The organism is Curtobacterium sp. 24E2 (genome assembly GCF_016925595.1).
GTDB lineage: Bacteria > Actinomycetota > Actinomycetes > Actinomycetales > Microbacteriaceae > Curtobacterium.
Map to the genome: position 1 here is coordinate 1581961 of NZ_CP068987.1, position 17612 is coordinate 1599572.

12 protein-coding genes, 1 tRNA gene and 4 pseudogenes are annotated in these 17612 nt (G+C 70.9%); 13 read left to right on the forward strand and 4 right to left on the reverse strand.

Annotated elements, in window-relative coordinates; translation table 11 throughout:
* The first annotated feature begins 60 nt into the window (after positions 1-60).
* Positions 61-321, forward strand: a complete 261-nt coding sequence (locus JN350_RS07905; RefSeq protein ID WP_111033217.1) for a DUF3039 domain-containing protein — start codon at positions 61-63, stop codon at positions 319-321.
* Between the two features lie 79 nt (positions 322-400).
* Here the strand turns inward: JN350_RS07905 and JN350_RS07910 are convergent, their stop codons facing one another.
* Positions 401-1651 (reverse strand): nicotinate phosphoribosyltransferase, encoded by a 1251-nt coding sequence (locus JN350_RS07910; protein ID WP_240347700.1) that lies wholly within the window; start codon positions 1649-1651, stop codon positions 401-403.
* 78 nt (positions 1652-1729) lie between these two features.
* Between JN350_RS07910 and murI the strand changes: the two genes are divergently transcribed.
* The 3 genes from murI to rdgB all read left to right on the forward strand — a co-directional run bounded on the left by murI (position 1730) and on the right by rdgB (position 3962).
* Positions 1730-2569 carry a glutamate racemase gene (murI, locus tag JN350_RS07915; protein ID WP_205464146.1) on the forward strand — a complete coding sequence of 280 codons (840 nt, stop codon included), beginning with the start codon at positions 1730-1732 and terminating at the stop codon, positions 2567-2569.
* A 74-nt stretch (positions 2570-2643) separates the two neighbouring features.
* Positions 2644-3375, forward strand: a complete 732-nt coding sequence (gene rph / locus JN350_RS07920; RefSeq protein ID WP_205464147.1) for a ribonuclease PH — start codon at positions 2644-2646, stop codon at positions 3373-3375.
* Positions 3372-3962: an RdgB/HAM1 family non-canonical purine NTP pyrophosphatase gene (rdgB, locus tag JN350_RS07925; protein ID WP_205464148.1), complete on the forward strand. Its 591-nt coding sequence runs from the start codon at positions 3372-3374 to the stop codon at positions 3960-3962. Before rph ends, rdgB begins: the two co-directional genes overlap by 4 nt.
* Positions 3963-4043: 81 nt before the next feature.
* Here rdgB and JN350_RS07930 read toward each other — a convergent pair whose 3' ends face one another.
* From JN350_RS07930 to JN350_RS07940, 3 genes and pseudogenes are all read right to left on the reverse strand, one after another.
* Positions 4044-4745, reverse strand: coding sequence for a DedA family protein (locus tag JN350_RS07930; RefSeq protein ID WP_205464149.1), 702 nt, complete (start codon positions 4743-4745; stop codon positions 4044-4046).
* 117 nt (positions 4746-4862) lie between these two features.
* A tRNA-Leu gene (locus tag JN350_RS07935) sits at positions 4863-4943 on the reverse strand.
* Between the two features lie 172 nt (positions 4944-5115).
* Positions 5116-6407 (reverse strand): annotated as a pseudogene (locus JN350_RS07940) (MFS transporter).
* Between the two features lie 56 nt (positions 6408-6463).
* On the opposite strand from JN350_RS07940, the gene mnmA reads away from it, so the two are divergent.
* From mnmA to gatB, 9 genes and pseudogenes are all read left to right on the forward strand, one after another.
* Complete coding sequence (mnmA, locus tag JN350_RS07945) at positions 6464-7570, forward strand: tRNA 2-thiouridine(34) synthase MnmA (RefSeq protein WP_205464150.1); 1107 nt, start codon at positions 6464-6466, stop codon at positions 7568-7570.
* A 66-nt stretch (positions 7571-7636) separates the two neighbouring features.
* Positions 7637-9971: pseudogene (gene ligA / locus JN350_RS07950) on the forward strand (NAD-dependent DNA ligase LigA).
* A 181-nt stretch (positions 9972-10152) separates the two neighbouring features.
* Positions 10153-11520 (forward strand): alpha/beta hydrolase, encoded by a 1368-nt coding sequence (locus tag JN350_RS07955; RefSeq protein WP_205464151.1) that lies wholly within the window; start codon positions 10153-10155, stop codon positions 11518-11520.
* Positions 11521-12074: 554 nt separating this feature from the next.
* Positions 12075-12500 (forward strand): annotated as a pseudogene (locus tag JN350_RS20715) (transglycosylase domain-containing protein); the annotation flags it as partial.
* Between the two features lie 554 nt (positions 12501-13054).
* A pseudogene (locus JN350_RS20720) lies at positions 13055-13576 on the forward strand (hypothetical protein); the annotation flags it as partial.
* A 57-nt stretch (positions 13577-13633) separates the two neighbouring features.
* A complete protein-coding gene (locus tag JN350_RS19195) occupies positions 13634-14023 on the forward strand; it encodes a hypothetical protein (RefSeq protein WP_240347630.1) in 390 nt (129 codons plus the stop codon).
* Positions 14024-14167: 144 nt separating this feature from the next.
* On the forward strand, positions 14168-14467 hold the full coding sequence (gatC, locus tag JN350_RS07970) for an Asp-tRNA(Asn)/Glu-tRNA(Gln) amidotransferase subunit GatC (protein WP_111085021.1): 300 nt from the start codon (positions 14168-14170) through the stop codon (positions 14465-14467).
* On the forward strand, positions 14464-16008 hold the full coding sequence (gene gatA, locus JN350_RS07975) for an Asp-tRNA(Asn)/Glu-tRNA(Gln) amidotransferase subunit GatA (RefSeq protein ID WP_205464152.1): 1545 nt from the start codon (positions 14464-14466) through the stop codon (positions 16006-16008). Before gatC ends, gatA begins: the two co-directional genes overlap by 4 nt.
* Complete coding sequence (gene gatB / locus JN350_RS07980) at positions 16008-17513, forward strand: Asp-tRNA(Asn)/Glu-tRNA(Gln) amidotransferase subunit GatB (protein WP_205464153.1); 1506 nt, start codon at positions 16008-16010, stop codon at positions 17511-17513. Before gatA ends, gatB begins: the two co-directional genes overlap by 1 nt.
* The last annotated feature ends 99 nt before the right edge of the window (positions 17514-17612 follow it).

The window sequence follows — 17612 nt, forward strand, 5'->3', positions numbered from 1 at the left end:
GTTCCGGAACGAGCGCACGGTGCGCAGACCAACGTGCGCAGACCGTCGTACCCTGGAGCCATGAGCATGACGGAACCAGGCGGCGGCCTCGACGTGATGGACCGGGAGCTCGAGAAGCTCCTCGAAGACGAAGCGATCGAACCCGGCGACCACGAGCGGTTCTCGCACTACGTCAAGAAGGACAAGATCCTGCAGTCCGCCCTGTCCGGCAAGCCGGTCAAGGCGCTGTGCGGCAAGAAGTGGATCCCGGGCCGCGACCCGGAGAAGTTCCCGGTGTGCCCGGACTGCAAGGCCATCTACGAGAAGATGAAGTCCGAGTAGCAGCGACCCCAGGACGGACGGGAGGCCCGTGGCGACGCCGCCACGGGCCTCCCGTCCGTCGTCTGCGTCCGCAGACCGCTCAGATCACCAGGGTGGGGATCGCGGGGTCGCCGCGACCGATGCGCGCGGCGTCCGCCGGAAGCTCGGCCTTCGCCCGCTGGTGGTGCGCTCGCGCGGCCTCGACGCCCTGCGCTCCGAGGAACGCCGGATCGACCACGCCGCCGGTGACCACGGGCACGAGCAGGGGGCGCTCGTCGGGGCCGACCTGTCCGGCGGTGAGCACGACCTCGGCCGTGGCGACACCGTTGCGCAGGCGTCGGCCGGCTTCCTTGCGCCCGCCGATCGAGGCCTTGTCCGCCGACTTCTTCGCCACGGCGACCCAGTCCTCGCCGTCGGCGGACCGGTGCGCCACGAGCTTGAAGACCATGCCGGCAGCGGGGTGCCCCGAGCCGGAGACCACCGAGGTGCCGACGCCGTACGAGTCGACCGGGGCCGCACGGAGAGCCGCGATCGTGTACTCGTCCAGGTCGTTCGTGACCGTGATCTTCGTGTCGGTCGCGCCGAGCCGGTCGAGCTGCGCCCGCACGGCCGCGACGACCGAGGGCAGGTCGCCGCTGTCGATGCGGACACCGCCGAGCTTGCCGTCGGTCAGCCGGACCGCGGTCTCCACGGCCTGCTCGATGTCGTAGGTGTCGACGAGCAACGTCGTGCCGTTGCCGAGGGCGTCGAGCTGCGACCGGAACGCCGCCTCCTCGGAGTCGTGCAGCAGGGTGAACGCGTGCGCCGCGGTGCCCATCGTCGGGATGCCCCAGGTGCGACCAGCCTCGAGGTTGCTCGTCGCGCCGAAGCCGGCGATGTAGGCGGCCCGGGCTGCTGCGACGGCGTTCCACTCGCCGGTGCGGCGGGAGCCCATCTCGGCGAGCGGACGACCGTCGGCGGCGGAGACCATGCGCGCGGCGGCCGAGGCGATGGCGGAGTCGGCGTTGAAGACCGACAGGGCGAGCGTCTCGAGCACGACGGCCTCGGCGAACGTGCCCTCGATCTGCAGGATCGGGGAGTTGGGGAAGTAGACCTCGCCCTCGCGGTAGGCACGGACGTTCCCGGTGAACCGGTAGTCGGCGAGGAACGCCGCGGTGCCCTCGTCGATGACCCCGCGGTCGCGCAGGAACCCGATCTCGTCGTCGCCGAAGCGGAAGTCGCCGAGGGCGGTCAGGAACCGGCCGAGACCCGCCGCGACGCCGTAGCGACGGCCGTCGGGGAGCCGCCGGGCGAACACCTCGAAGACGCAGCGCCGGTGGGCGGTGCCGTCCTTCAGGGCGGCGTCGACCATGGTGAGTTCGTACTGGTCCGTCAGGAGCGCGCTGGTCACCTCCCCGACACTACTGCGAGCGTCGGTACGCTGGTCACCGTGACGGATGCACCGATCGGAGTCTTCGACAGCGGGGTCGGCGGGCTCACGGTGGCCCGCGCGATCATCGACCAGCTGCCGCGCGAGAGCATCCGGTACGTCGGCGACACCGTGCACTCGCCGTACGGCCCGAAGCCCATCGCCGACGTCCGCCGCTACGCGCTCGAGGTCATGGACGACCTGGTCGAACTCGGCGTCAAGGCCCTCGTCATCGCCTGCAACACCGCGTCGTCGGCCGTGCTCCGCGACGCCCGCGAACGGTACGAGCAGGCGTACGGCATCCCGGTGGTCGAGGTCATCCAACCCGCTGCCCGCGCCGCCGTGAAGCAGACCCGGACCGGGCGCATCGGCGTCATCGGCACGGTCGGCACCATCACCTCGCGCGCCTACGAGGACGCCTTCGCGGTCGCCTCGGACGTCACCCTGACCCTGGCGGCGTGCCCGCGGTTCGTCGAGTTCGTCGAGGCGGGGGACACTTCGTCGCCGCAGCTGCGCGAGGTCGCCGCCGGGTACCTCGACCCGATCCGCGCCGCCGACGTCGACACCCTCGTGCTCGGCTGCACCCACTACCCGCTGATGTCCGCGGCCATCCAGTACGTGATGGGCCCGGACGTCACCCTGGTGTCGAGTGCCGAGGAGACCGCCAACGACGTGTACCGCCGGCTCGTCGAGCACGGCCTCGAACGCACCTCCACCACCGCCCCGACGTACTCGTTCGAGTCGACCGGCGACGACGAGGACGGGTTCCTGCGGCTCGCCCGCCGGTTCCTCGGCCCCGAGATCGTCCGCGTCGGCCACCTCGAGACCGGCGCCATCACGCTGCCCCGTGGGCGGGCCTGAGCGGCGACCAGCCGCCAGCCGCCGCCCGCCCCGATGACCCGCACCGCGCCTCCAGGCCGGACCGAAAGGACACCATGACCACCCGCATCGACGGCCGCCAGGCCGAGGAACACCGTCCCGTCACCATCGAGCGGGGGTGGAGCACGCAGGCCGAGGGCAGCGCGCTCATCTCGTTCGGCAACACCAAGGTGCTCTGCACCGCCTCGTTCACGAACGGCGTGCCCCGTTGGCTCGCCGGCAAGGGCACCGGCTGGGTCACCGCCGAGTACTCGATGCTGCCGCGGTCGACGAACGAGCGCATGCAGCGCGAGTCGATCAAGGGCAAGGTCGGTGGCCGCACGCACGAGATCTCCCGGCTGATCGGGCGTTCGCTCCGTGCCGTGGTCGACACGAAGGCCCTCGGCGAGAACACCCTGGTCATCGACTGCGACGTGCTGCAGGCCGACGGCGGCACCCGCACGGCGTCGATCACGGGCGCCTACGTGGCGATGGTCGACGCGGTCGAGTGGGGCCGCGGCAAGGGCTTCATCGGCAAGAAGGCCACCCCGCTCACCGACAGCGTGCAGGCGATCTCGGTCGGCATCGTCAAGGGCGAGCCGATGCTCGACCTGGCGTACACCGAGGACTCCGCCGCGGACACCGACATGAACATCGTCACGACCGGGTCGGGCAAGTTCATCGAGGTGCAGGGAACCGCCGAGCACGCGCCGTTCGACCGCGACGAGCTGAACGTCCTGCTCGACCTGGGCCTGGCCGGCAACCAGTCGCTCGCGGCGATCCAGAAGACCGTGCTGGGGCTCGCGTGACCGGCACCGTCGTCCTCGCCACCCACAACCAGGGCAAGGTCGTCGAGCTCCGCGAGATCCTCGGGTCGACGCTGGGCGAGGGTGTCGAGCTCGTCGGGTACGACGGCCCCGAGCCGGTCGAGGACGGTGACACCTACGCCGCGAACGCCCTGATCAAGGCCCGTGCCGCGGTCGCCCACACCGGGCTGCCGGCGCTCGCCGACGACTCCGGCATCGCGGTCGACGCGCTCGACGGCGCCCCGGGCATCCACTCGGCGCGGTACGCGGGCACCCGGTCGGACGCCGACAACATCGCGTTGCTGCTGCAGAACCTGGACGGCGTCGTGGAGCGGACCGCTGCCTTCGTGTGCGCGGCCGCGTTCGTCACGCCCGACGGGTTCGAGCACGTGGTCGAGGCGGTGTGGAACGGCGAGGTGCTGACCGCGCCGGTCGGCGACGGCGGACACGGCTACGACCCGGTGTTCCGGCCGGACGACGCCGACCGCTCGTCGGCCGAGCTCACCCGCGACGAGAAGAACGCCCTCTCGCACCGCAGCAAGGCGTTCCGGGGCATCGCGCCGGTCGTGCGGGAGCACTTCGGGCTCTGAACCGCCCAACCGCGACGAGGACAGGCCCACATCGAACGGTGTGGGCCTGTCGCGTCCGGTCCGGTCCGGCGACAGCGACAGCTACAGCTGCGGGTCGACGGCCGTCGACTCGGCCTGGTGCTCGTGCTTCTTCGCCTTGCGGGCGTTCCGGATGTAGGTCAGCGCCATCGGCACGACGGTCACCACGACGGCAGCGAGCAGGATGATGTCGATGTACTCACGCACGATGTGGGCGACGAACGGGATGTGCCCGATGAAGTACCCGAGGAACGTCACGCCGACGCCCCAGACGACGGCTCCGATCGCGTTGTAGAGCGAGTACTTCTTGTAGTCCATGCGGCCGACGCCGGCGGCGATCGGCGCGAAGGTGCGGACGACCGGCACGAAGCGCGCCAGGATCACCGCGAGCGGGCCGAACCGGTGGAAGAACGCGTTGGTCCGCTCGACGTTCGCCTTGGAGAACAGACCGCTCTCCTTGCGCTCGAAGATCGGCGGACCGGCCTTCTTGCCGATGTAGTAGCCGAGCTCCCCACCGAGGAACGCCGCCGCGCCGATCATCAGGGCCGCGACCCAGATCGGGATGCCGCCGATCTCGCCGCCGCGGTCGAACGCGAACAGGCCGGTGATGACGAGCAGGCTGTCGCCCGGGAAGATGAAGCCGATCAGCAGACCGGTCTCGGCGAAGACGATCGCACAGACGACGAGCACGGCGACGGCCCCGAAGTGGTCGAGGATGTACTGCGGATCCAGCCATGGGATCAGGGCGAGTGCGACGGAGTGCATGTCTCTTCCGGTCGTGCAGATGCGGTGACGGGAGGGTCACCCGCACGACGAGGGTACCGTCCGCCGATGACGCGGACGTCCCTCGGTGGTATGAGATGCGCGAGCACGCAACGTCGGTGCGGAAGGAGGGACTCGAACCCTCACGCCTGGGGCACAGGAACCTAAATCCTGCGTGTCTACCGATTCCACCACTCCCGCGAGCAGCGGCAGTCTACCGAGCGGTCCCTGGTCGGCGGACGTCGGCCGGCGTCGCTGGTGCGAGGTTGATCACTCCGTGCGGCGCAGAAAGCGCGCACGGAGTGATCAACCTCGCACGGAGTCGTGGGGGACGGCGGCGCGCAGCACGCAGCGCGCGTCAGCGCAGCGCGCGTCAGCGCAGCGCGCGCGGCAGGTACCGCGGCACGTAGCGCAGCAGCACACCGGCACCGATCAGGCCCAGCACGCCCATCACACCGCTGGCCACCGCGATCGTCGCGACGGCCGTCACCCCGGAGATCACGAGCGGTGCCGCTGCCGACCCGAAGTCGCCGGTGAACCGCCAGGCTCCGAGGAACGGCGCCGGGTCGTCGCGCGGAGCCAGGTCGGCGCCGAGCGTCATGAGGATGCCGGAGCCGACGCCGTTGGCGAGCGACATCCCCATCGCGATCCCGACGAACCAGCCGACCCGCGCGTCGAGGTGCCCGCTCCAGGCGAGCAGGAAGTAGCTGATGCTCAGCCCGAGCATGCAGGGAGTGCGCTCGCCAACCGCCCCCAGCGGTCCATGATCTGGCCGCTCGTGTAGAACAGCGCGAAGTCGACGGCACCGGCGATGCCGATGATCAGAGCCGCCGTCGAGTCGTCCAACCCGACACTGACCGCCCACAGCGGCAGGATCACCTGGCGTCCGGCACGCATCGCGCCGATGAGCGCGGCACCGCTCCCGAGCCGCAGCAGCACGGCCCGGTTCGTGCGCAACGTCCGGAAGAGGCCGTGCGCCTCCTTGCCGACGAAGACCGCGCCGGTGTCGGTGGACGGCTCGGTCACGCCGGTCGCGTCCGACCCCGACCGGGAGGCCCGGGGCGGCATCCGCAGACCGCGTGCGCCCGTCGCGGGGTCGCGCAGCACCAGCAGCACGGTCGCCGCCGCCAGGCAGCACACGACGTGGATCCAGAACGCACTGGCGGTGGTGCCCGTCAGGTGGATCACACCGGCGGCGAGGAACGGTCCGACGAAGTACCCGAAGCGGAACACCCCGCCCAGGCTCGACAGCGCCCGGGCACGGATGCGGACGGGGATCGCGGTCGTCATGTAGGCGTGCCGTGCCAGGGCGAACACCGCGGTCGAGACACCGACCAGGAACACCCCGAGCGCCAGCACCCACGCGTTCGCCGCGGTCGTGCAGACGACGAGGCCGCCGACCGACACCAGGGCGGCGCCGATCATCGCGTTCCGCTCGCCGATCCGCGCCACGACGATGCCCGACGGGACGTCGCCGATGAGTTCGCCGACCAGGATGAGCGACGCGACGAAGCCCGCGAACGCCAGGGTCGCGCCGAGGGAGTCCGCGGCGATCGGGATGATCGGGATGATCGCGCCCTCGCCGATGGCGAAGAGCGCCGCGGGCAGGAACCCGGACAACAGGACGGACCGGAAGTCGAATGAGTCGTTCCCCGTCGTGGCCATCGCTCGACCAACGGTACGCCAGCGGTACGGGTTCGTCGGCGGGTTACCCTGGAGGCATGCGTGTTCTGGCGGCGATGAGCGGTGGGGTCGACTCGGCGGTGGCTGCTGCCCGGGCGGTCGACGCCGGGCACGACGTGGTCGGCGTGCACCTGGCGTTGAGCCGGATGCCGGGCACGCTCCGCACCGGCAGCCGCGGGTGCTGCACGATCGAGGACTCGATGGACGCCCAGCGCGCCGCGTCCGCCCTCGGCATCCCCTACTACGTGTGGGACTTCTCGGCCCGGTTCAAGGAGGACGTCGTCGACGACTTCGTCGCCGAGTACCAGGCCGGCCGCACGCCGAACCCCTGCATGCGGTGCAACGAGCGCATCAAGTTCGCCGCCCTGCTCGAGAAGGCACTCGCCCTGGGGTTCGACGCCGTCGCGACGGGGCACTACGCCTCGATCGTCACCGGTCCGGACGGCTCCCGCGAACTCCACCGGTCGGCCGCGTGGGCGAAGGACCAGTCCTACGTGCTCGGGGTCCTGACCGCCGAGCAGCTGCAGCATGCGATGTTCCCGCTCGGGGCGACCCCGTCGAAGGACGAGGTCCGGGCCGAGGCCGCCGAGCGTGGGCTGACGGTCGCGCAGAAGCCCGACTCCTACGACATCTGCTTCATCCCCGACGGTGACACCCGCGGCTGGCTCGCCGACCGCGTCGGCAGCGAGACCGGCGATGTCGTCGAGCGTGACGGCACGGTCGTCGGCTCCCACGACGGCGCGCACGGCTACACGGTCGGGCAGCGCCGCGGACTGTCGCTCGGGCGCCCCGCCGCCGACGGCAAGCCCCGGTTCGTGCTCGAGATCCGCCCGAAGGACAACACCGTCGTGGTCGGCCCGAAGGAGGCCCTGGCCGTGTCGTCGATGTCGGGCTCCCGCTTCACCTGGGCCGGCACGGCACCGGCCGAGCCGCAGACGCCGTTCGCGTGCGACGTGCAGATCCGGGCGCACGCCGACCCGGTGCCGGCGACCGCGCGGGTGCAGGACGACGTGCTCGTGATCGACGTCGACGAGCCACTGCACGGGGTCGCCCCCGGCCAGACGGCCGTGGTCTACGTCGGCACCCGGGTGCTCGGACAGTGCACGATCGACAGCACCGTCAGCGCCGTCCCCGTCGGCGCCTGAGACCGCCGCTCCCGGGCGGTGGGTCCGCTGCACGCGCCGTCGGTGGCACACGGTAGAACTGATGGCATGAGCGAGACCGACGCCACGTTCGAGACCATCGACCCCGACGGGCTCGACGCCGCCCAGGCCGGGCGCGAGGTCGACCGGCTGCGGGCCCGCATCAACGAGCTGCGGCAGGCGTACTACCAGGGCGACAACGGATCACCGGAAGCCGATGCCGACTACGACGTCCTGGTCCGCCGGCTCGATGCGATCGAGCAGCGGTTCCCGGAACTCCTGACCGAGGACAGCCCGACCCAGACCGTCGGCGGGCAGGCGCAGACCACGCAGTTCGCACCGGTCGAGCACGCCGAGCGGATGCTCTCGCTCGACAACGTGTTCAGCCCGGACGAGGCTGACCGAGTGGGCCGTCAAGGTGCAGCGCGACGCCGGTTCCGAGCGCGTCCGGTTCCTGACCGAGCTGAAGATCGACGGCCTCGCGATCAACCTGCGCTACGAGCACGGCCGGTTGGTGTCGGCGGCGACCCGTGGTGACGGTGTCGTGGGCGAGGACGTCACCGGCAACGTCCGGACCATGGGCACGATCCCGGACCGCCTGTCGGGCACCGGCCACCCGCCCCTGGTCGAGGTCCGCGGCGAGATCTTCTTCCCGGTCGCCGAGTTCGACGAGCTCAACGCGAACCAGCGCGAGGCGGGGAGCGCGTGTTCGCCAACCCGCGCAACGCCGCCGCCGGGTCCCTCCGGCAGAAGGAAGAGGGCAAGTCCGAGGCGAAGCGCGCGCTCATGGTGGACCGGCTCCGGCGCTTGCGGATGCTGGTGCACGGCATCGGCGCGTGGCCCGTGCGCGAACTCGAGCAGGAGACCGACGTCCGCTCGCAGTCCGAGGTGTACGAGCTGCTCGAGACCTGGGGCCTGCCGACGAGCAGCCACTACCGGGTCTTCGACACCATCGACGAGGTGAACGCCTTCGTCCGCTCGACGGGTGACCGCCGTGCCTCGGTCGAGCACCAGATCGACGGCGTCGTCGTCAAGGTCGACGACCTCGCCCTGCACGAGGAACTCGGCTCGACGTCACGGGCACCCCGGTGGGCGATCGCGTACAAGTACCCGCCGGAAGAAGTCCACACCAAGCTCGTCGACATCGTCGTCAGCGTCGGGCGGACCGGGCGTGCGACCCCGTTCGCGGTGATGGCCCCTGCCGAGGTCGCCGGGTCGGTCGTCCGCCAGGCCACCCTGCACAACCAACAGGTGGTCAAGGCCAAGGGCGTCCTGATCGGCGACACCGTCGTGCTGCGGAAGGCCGGCGACGTCATCCCCGAGGTCCTGGGGCCGGTCGTCGACCTGCGCGACGGCACGGAGCGCGAGTTCGTGATGCCGACCCACTGCCCGGAGTGCGGCACCGAGCTCGCCCCCGCGAAGGAAGGCGACATCGACCTCCGTTGCCCGAACGCGAAGAGCTGCCCCGCGCAGGTCCGCGGTCGTGTCGAGCACATCGCATCGCGCGGCTCGCTCGACATCGAGGGCCTCGGCGAGGTCGCAGCCGCAGCGCTCACGCAGCCGCTGCACCCGGAGACCCCGCCGCTCGTGACCGAGGCCGGGCTGTTCGACCTGACGATGCAGGACATCGTCCCGATCGAGGTGATCGTCCGCGACGCCGAGACCGGCATGGAGAAGGTCGACGACGCCGGTTCCCCGAAGCGCGTGACCCCGTTCAGTCGCGCGCGCAAGAAGACCGACCCGCCGTTCGACGCCGACGCCCGCGGGGCCGACTACACCGGCGAGCCGAGCCGCTACCCGTCGAAGAACGCGTTCGAGATGCTCGCGAACATCGACGCGGCCAAGACGAAGCCACTCTGGCGCATCATGGTCGGGCTGAGCATCCGCCACGTCGGACCGGTCGCGGCGCGCGCGCTCGCGAACCACTTCGGGTCGCTCGACCGGATCCGCAGCGCCTCGCGCGAGGAACTCGCGGCGGTCGACGGGGTCGGCGGGATCATCGCCGACGCGCTGTTCGCGTGGTTCGAGGTCGACTGGCACCGCGAGATCATCGACCGCTGGACGACGGCGGGCGTGCAGTTCACCACCCCGGACCACCCCGGGCCCGGGGCCGCGGAGGCCGAGGGCGGTGTCCTGACCGGCGTCACGGTCGTGGCGACCGGGTCGCTCGAGGGGTACACGCGCGAGGGTGCGCTCGAGGCCATCATCACCGCCGGCGGCAAGGCTGCGTCGAGCGTGAGCAAGAAGACGGACTTCGTGGCAGCGGGCCCCGGAGCCGGGTCAGAAGCTCACGAAGGCGGAGCAACTGGGGCTCCGGATCATCGACGCCGAGCAGTTCCACCTGCTCGTGACCGAGGGGCCGAGTGCGCTCCCCGAGCCGGAGGTCCCTGCGTCCGAGGGCTGACGCCGGGCGGCAAGCACACCGGCGACGTGGCCGCACACCGCGGCGCGCCGTCCGACGCACCCAGTTCGGGGGACAAGTTGCATCGCGCATGACCGATCCTCGGGCATTCTCCTTACACTCGACAGAGCATCACCCGTCGTCTGCAGGGAGACGGTGGGACGGCCTTCCAGGGGAGACCCGATTGCTGCTCATCGCCGCGGCTCTGCTCACCGCCTCGATGCACTCGCTCGGAGTGGTCGAGGCCCCCGTCGCGCCTCCGACCCATGCCGCCTCGGCCACCGTCACGGTCGCGCTCGTCTCCGAGCGCCACACGGTGCCCCAGCCGGTCATGACCGGGGGACAGATCGACGTCGACACCGTCGCCGACGCACACGGTCGGGCGTTCCTCGACGACCTCGCGGTCCTCGGTGCCGGTGACCTGCGCCGCGCCGCCGCCGACGCGCGGGTCGTGGCGACCGCGCAGGACGACCCGCCCGCGGCGGCCGTCGTCGCGCAGTGGTGGGCGCGACTCGGCGCCGACGAACAGGGCACGCTCCTGGTCCACGCGCCGTCGATCATCGGCAACCTCGAGGGCGTGCCGTACGCCGTGCGCGACCGCGCGAACCGGTCGACCCTGACCACCGGACTCGCCGACCCCGACACCGGTGCCGCGCACGCCGCGATGCTCGGACAGGTGCGGGACTCGCTGCGGCGCGAACCCGGTGACCCGCAGCGGTTCCTCATCACGCTCGACACCCGGGCGGCGGGCCGAGCGGCGATCAGCATCGGTGACCTCGACACCGCGGCTGACGTCACCGTCATCGTTCCCGGGATGTTCTTCACCGTGACCGGGCAGATGGCCGACTTCACGAACACCGCCAACGACCTCGCGAGCGAGCAGGCGACCCTCGCCCCGCTGGCCGCCGGTGGCTCCGGCGACGGGACGGGCGTCGCCGTCGTGGCGTGGATGGGCTACCGCACGCCCGACCTGTCGAACATCATGTCGCTCAGCCTCGCCGACTCCGGGGCGCAGCGACTCGAGCGCACCGTCGACGGCCTGCGGCAGATCCGCGACGGCGACCAGCCCCGGCTGAACATCGTGGCGCACTCCTACGGGTCGACGACGGCGCTCATGGCGCTCGCCTCCGGACGGATGAGCGCCGACACCCTCACCGTGCTCGGGTCTCCGGGCAGTGACGTCCGGTCGGCGGCGGACCTTGACGTCGCCTCGGACGAGGTGTTCGTCGGTGTCGCGCACAGCGATCCGATCGCGGGGTCCGGGTACTACGGCACGGACCCGGGCGGTTCGGCGTTCGGTGCCACCGTGATGAACCTGGCCGGTGGTGCCGACGCACTGGCCGCCGGGGAGCTGTTCCGCCGTCCGGTCGGGCACAACGACTACCTCAAGCCGGGCACCGCATCGTTGCACGACGTCGCCCTGATCGGGATCGGCCGTGGTGACCTCGTGCGCGAGCAGGTCCGACGCGGCAGCACCGGTGACGACGGTGTCGTCGGTGCGTCGGTGGACATGTACCTGGTCCGTCCGCAGGACCTGCAGCCGCGCGACTGACGGGGTGACGCCCTGGGCGTGACCGGATCGTGACCGGCGGCCGACGTGCCGGGGCCGCACCGGGCCTCCCGGCCGGATCCGCGACCCAGCGCGGATCGCGACCAGCGACAGGTGTTGCCTGAACGGCAACCTGAGCGACGGCGCAGCCTCAGTCGGTTCCACGGCAGAACCAGTACAGCCCGCCTCCCTACGGTTCGGGGCATGCGTGTGGTGCGATGGCCTGGTGCTCTCCTGATGTTCGTGGTGATGTCCGTGCTCGCCGGCATGCTCGTCGCCGTCGCGGTGACGCCCGCGGTCGCCGTCGCGGGTGAGGGCACCTCTGGTGCGGTCGCGTTCTTCGAGGACCTGCCGAGCTACCTCGACGTGCAGACGCCGCAGCAGGTGTCGTCGGTGTACGCGACGAAGGGCGGCAAGCAGGTCAAGATCGCGTCGTTCTACGCCGAGAACCGGACGAACGTCACGGCCGACCAGATGGCGGACACGCTCAAGCAGGCCGCCATCGACACCGAGGACCCCGCTACTACGACGAGGGCGGCATCGACGTCCTCGGCACGCTGCGCGGAGTCGCCGCGACCGTCGTCGGCGGCGACGTCCAGGGCGGATCGAGCATCACGCAGCAGTACGTCAAGAACGTCCTCGTGCAGCAGTGCGAGGAGCTCACCGGCAAGGACCAGGCCGCCACGGCGAAGAAGGTGGAGGCCTGCTACGAGGACGCGGCCGGCGTCACCCCGCAGCGGAAGCTGCAGGAGATGCGGTACGCGATCGCCGTGAACAAGAAGTACTCGAAGGACGACGTCCTGACCGGGTACCTGAACATCGTCGGGCTCGGCGGTCGGGTGTACGGCGCCGAGGCCGGTGCCGAGTACTACTTCGGCGTGCACGCGAAGGACCTGTCGCTCGTGCAGTCGGCCACGCTCGTGGCGATCCTCAACAACCCCTCGAACCTGCGCATCGACGTGCCGAGCGACAAGGACAACGGGAAGGCGAACGGCTACGCGCTCACGAAGGAGCGACGTGACTACGTGCTCCGCCGCATGCAGGCGCACGGGTCGATCACCAAGGCCGAGATGACGAAGGCCATCGCGACCCCGGTCACGCCGAAGATCACCGAGACCGCGAACGGCTGCTCGACCGCGGCGACGAACTACGACGCCGGCTACTTCTGCGACTACGTCCGCGACCAGGTGCTGCAGGACCCGGCGTTCGGCAAGACCGCCGCGGCGCGCATCGCGACGCTCGACACCAAGGGCCTGCAGATCCACACCTCGCTCGACCTCGACCTGCAGGGCCAGGCGCAGACCGCACTGTCGACCTACGTGCCGGCCACGATGGCGGGCGTCGACGTCGGCGGCTCCAACGTCACCGTCGAGCCCGGCACCGGGCGCATCATGTCGATGGTGCAGAACACGTCGTACACGCAGGGCGACAACGCCGCAGCCGGGTCGACCGCGGTGGACTACAGCGCGGACTCCGGCTACGGCAACTCCGGAGGGTTCCAGACCGGCTCCACCTACAAGGTGTTCACGCTGGCCGAATGGCTCGCGACCGGCCACACGCTCTCCGAATCGGTGTCGACCACCGAGCACACGTTCCAGAACTCGGAGTTCACGAACTCCTGCCAGAACGTCAGCGGCGGGACGTGGCCGGTCGCGAACGCCGAGTCCGTGCCGGCGTCGATGACCGTGCAGGCCGCCACCGTCGAGTCGATCAACACGGCCTTCGGCGCGATGGGCAAGCAGCTCGACCTCTGCAAGATCGCGCAGCTCGCGCAGTCGATGGGGATCCACCGCGCCGACGGCGGTGCCCTCGGGCAGACCCCTCGTCGATCCTCGGCGTCAACGAGCTGTCGCCGATCGACCTGGCCGAGGCGTACGCGGGCTTCGCGAACGGCGGCGTCGTCTGTACGCCGACCGCGATCGACTCGGTCACCGAGTCGGACGGCACGAAGATCACCCCGACGCCGTCGTCCTGCACGCAGGGTGTCTCGGCGGACGTCGCCGGCACCGTCGACTACGCGTTACAGGGCGTGCTGTCGGGTTCCGGCACGGCGGCCAGCGCGAACCCCGGCGACAGCGTGCCGAAGTTCGCGAAGACCGGCACCACCGACGGCGACGTGCAGAACTGGCTCGTCGCGTCGTCGACGAAGTACACGAACGCCACCTGGATCGGCAACGTGCAGGGGAACGTGAGCCTGGCGAACTGGCCGTTCCTGCAGGGGACCACCGGGTACAGCGCGAAGTTCGGGGTCGGGAAGTCGATGATGGCGTACCTGGACCAGACGGTCGGCGGGGACGCCCTGCCCACGCCGAGCCAGGCGATGATCGGGCAGGCGAGCCACTCGTCGCAGTCGTCGCAGTCGCAGTCCTCGGCGTCGTCGGGATCCGGTGCGTCGCAGGCCGACCAGTCGACGCCGGCCCAGACGGCTGCTCCCTCCGCACCGGCGGCACCGGCGGCTCCCGCCGCCACGGCCGCTCCGGCGGCGGGCGACCAGAACGGGAAGTGACTGCTCGGTCCACGCCGTCCGGAGGCCCGTCACCGGTCCGCCGGACCGGTGACGGGCCTCCGGGCAGCCGTCCACGGCCGCGCCTGCGCGGACGACCGCAGCCAATAGACTGTCGGACGTCCACGAACCGATCGACGGAGCACCATGCCTGACATCACGAGCGAGCAGGTCGCGCACCTGGCGAACCTCGCACGTATCGCACTCACGCCCGACGAGATCGAGAAGCTGACCGGGGAGCTGTCGCACATCGTCGAGAGCGTCGCCAAGGTCGCCGAGGTCGCGACCGACGACGTCCCGCTGACGAGCCACCCCGTGCCGCTCGGCAACGTCACCCGACCCGACGTCGTCGGCCAGACGCTGACGCAGGAGCAGGCGCTCTCCGGAGCGCCGGACTCCGACGGCGAACGGTTCCGAGTGACCGCCATCCTGGGAGAAGAACAGTGACCGACATCACGCGGATGAGCGCCGCGGCGCTCGCCGACGCCCTCGTGGCGCGCGACGTCTCGAGCGTCGAGGCCACGCAGGCCCACCTCGACCGCATCGCCGCCGTCGACGGCGACGTGCACGCCTTCCTGCACGTCAACCAGAACGCCATCGCCGTCGCGAAGTCGATCGACTCGCGTCGCTCGGCAGGCGACGACCTCGGGCCCCTCGCCGGTGTCCCGATCGCGATCAAGGACGTCCTGTGCACGCAGGACATGCCGACCACCTCGGGCTCGAAGATCCTCGAAGGGTGGATGCCGCCGTACGACGCCACCCCGGTCGCGAAGCTCCGCGCCGCTGGTCTCGTGCCGCTCGGCAAGACCAACATGGACGAGTTCGCGATGGGCTCGACCACCGAGTTCTCGGCGTACGGACCGACCCACAACCCGTGGGACCTCGACCGCATCCCCGGCGGGTCCGGCGGTGGCTCGGCCGCTGCCGTCGCCGCGCACGAGGCACCCATCGCCCTCGGCTCCGACACCGGTGGCTCGATCCGTCAGCCCGGCGCCGTCACCGGCACCGTCGGCGTGAAGCCGACCTACGGCGGGGTCAGCCGCTACGGCGCGATCGCCCTGGCGTCCAGCCTCGACCAGATCGGACCGGTCGCCCGCACCGTCCTCGACGCCGCGCTCCTGCACGACGTCATCGGCGGGCACGACCCGCGCGACTCCACCTCGATCCCCGACGCCTGGCCCTCGATGGCCGCCGCCGCCCGCGAAGGACTGCAGGCGGACACGCTGCGCGGCCTGCGCGTCGGCGTGGTCAAGGAACTCGCCGGGGGCGACGGCTTCCAGGCCGGGGTCACCCAGCGCTTCCAGGAGACCGTCGCCCTGCTCGAGTCGGCCGGTGCGGTCGTCGTCGAGATCGACGCCCCGTCCTTCGCCTACGCGATCAGCGCCTACTACCTGATCCTGCCGGCCGAGGCCTCGTCGAACCTGGCGAAGTTCGACTCGGTGCGCTTCGGCCTGCGCGTCACGCCGGAGAACGGTGCGACGGTCGAGGACGTCATGGCCGCCACGCGCGAAGCCGGGTTCGGTCCCGAGGTGAAGCGTCGCGTCATCCTCGGCACCTACGCCCTGAGCGCCGGCTACTACGACGCCTACTACGGCTCGGCGCAGAAGGTCCGCACGCTCGTGCAGCGCGACTTCCAGGCCGCGTTCGACCAGGTCGACCTGCTCATCAGCCCGTCGGCCCCGACGACCGCGTTCCCGATCGGTGAGCGCATCGACGACCCGCTCGCGATGTACCTCAACGACCTCACCACGATCCCGGCGAACCTGGCGGGCGTGCCCGGCATGAGCATCCCGAACGGCCTCGCACCCGAGGACGGCCTGCCCGTCGGCGTCCAGCTGATGGCCCCGCAGCGCGAGGACGCCCGCCTGTACCGCTACGGTGCGGCGCTCGAGCGTCTGCTCGAACAGCAGTGGGGAGCCCCGCTCATCGACCGGATCCCGGACCTCGACCAGAGTCAGCAGTCGGCTGCGCAGGAAGGTGTGATCTGATGGCGCAGAAGGACGCGCTGATGGACTTCGACGAAGCACTGGAGCGCTACGAGCCGGTGCTCGGCTTCGAGGTGCACGTCGAACTCGCGACGAAGACCAAGATGTTCTCGGACGCGCCGAACTTCTTCGGTGGCGAGCCGAACACGAACGTGACGCCGGTCGACCTCGGGCTGCCCGGGTCGCTGCCCGTCGTCAACGCGCAGGCCGTCCGGTACTCGATCCAGCTCGGGCTCGCGCTCGGCTGCTCGATCGCCGAGTCGTCGCGGTTCGCCCGGAAGAACTACTTCTACCCGGACAACCCCAAGAACTACCAGGTCTCGCAGTTCGACGAGCCCATCGCGTTCGAGGGCGAGGTCGAGGTCGAACTGGCCGACGGCACGATCTTCAACGTCCCGATCGAGCGCGCCCACATGGAAGAGGACGCCGGCAAGCTGACGCACGTCGGTGGTGCCACCGGCCGCATCCAGGGTGCCGAGTACTCGCTCGTCGACTACAACCGCGCCGGTGTGCCGCTCGTCGAGATCGTCACGAAGCCGATCTTCGGTGCCGAGCACCGTGCCCCCGAGCTCGGTGCCGCGTACGTGCAGGTCATCCGCGACCTCGTGCGTGCACTCGGTGTCTCCGAAGCCCGCATGGAGCGCGGCAACCTGCGGTGCGACGCCAACATCTCCCTCCGCCCCCGCGGCCAGGAGAAGCTCGGCACCCGCACCGAGACGAAGAACGTCAACTCGTTCCGTGCCGTCGAGCGTGCGATCCGCTACGAGATCCAGCGTCAGGCCGCGATCCTGGCCGACGGCGGCTCGATCACGCAGGAGACCCGTCACTGGCACGAGGACACCGGCCGCACTTCGGCCGGCCGTCCGAAGTCGGACGCCGACGACTACCGCTACTTCCCCGAGCCCGACCTGCTGCCGGTCGTGCCGGACCCCGCGGTCGTCGAGGAGCTCCGTGCGTCCCTGCCCGAGGCCCCGGTGGCTCGCCGCCGTCGCCTCAAGGGCGAGTGGGGCTTCGCCGACCTGGAGTTCCAGGACGTCGTGAACGGCGGGCTGCTCGACCAGGTCGAGGGCACCGTCGCCGCCGGAGCCGCGCCGCAGGCAGCCCGCAAGTGGTGGACCGGCGAGATCAGCCGTGTCGCGAACGCGCAGGACGCCGAGCCCGGGGACCTCGTGTCGCCGCAGCACGTCGCCGAGGTCATCGCCCTCGTCGAGTCCGGGGACCTGACCGATCGCCTGGCCCGCCAGGTGCTCGAGGGCGTCATCGCCGGCGAGGGCTCGCCGGCCCAGGTCGTCGAGGCCCGTGGGCTCAAGGTCGTGTCCGACGACTCGGCGCTCACCGCCGCGGTCGACGAGGCACTCGCGGCGCAGCCGGACGTGCTCGCGAAGATCAAGGACGGCAAGGTCCAGGCCGCCGGCGCCATCATCGGTGCCGTCATGAAGGCCATGAAGGGCCAGGCGGACGCCGCCCGCGTCCGCGAGCTGGTCCTGGAGCGCGCGCAGCAGGCGTAGACGAGTTCCGACGACGGACGGGAGGCGCGGTGCCAGCTGGCACCGCGCCTCCCGTGGTCGCGTTCGAGATCGTCGAATCTGGGGACGCGTCAGCGACCC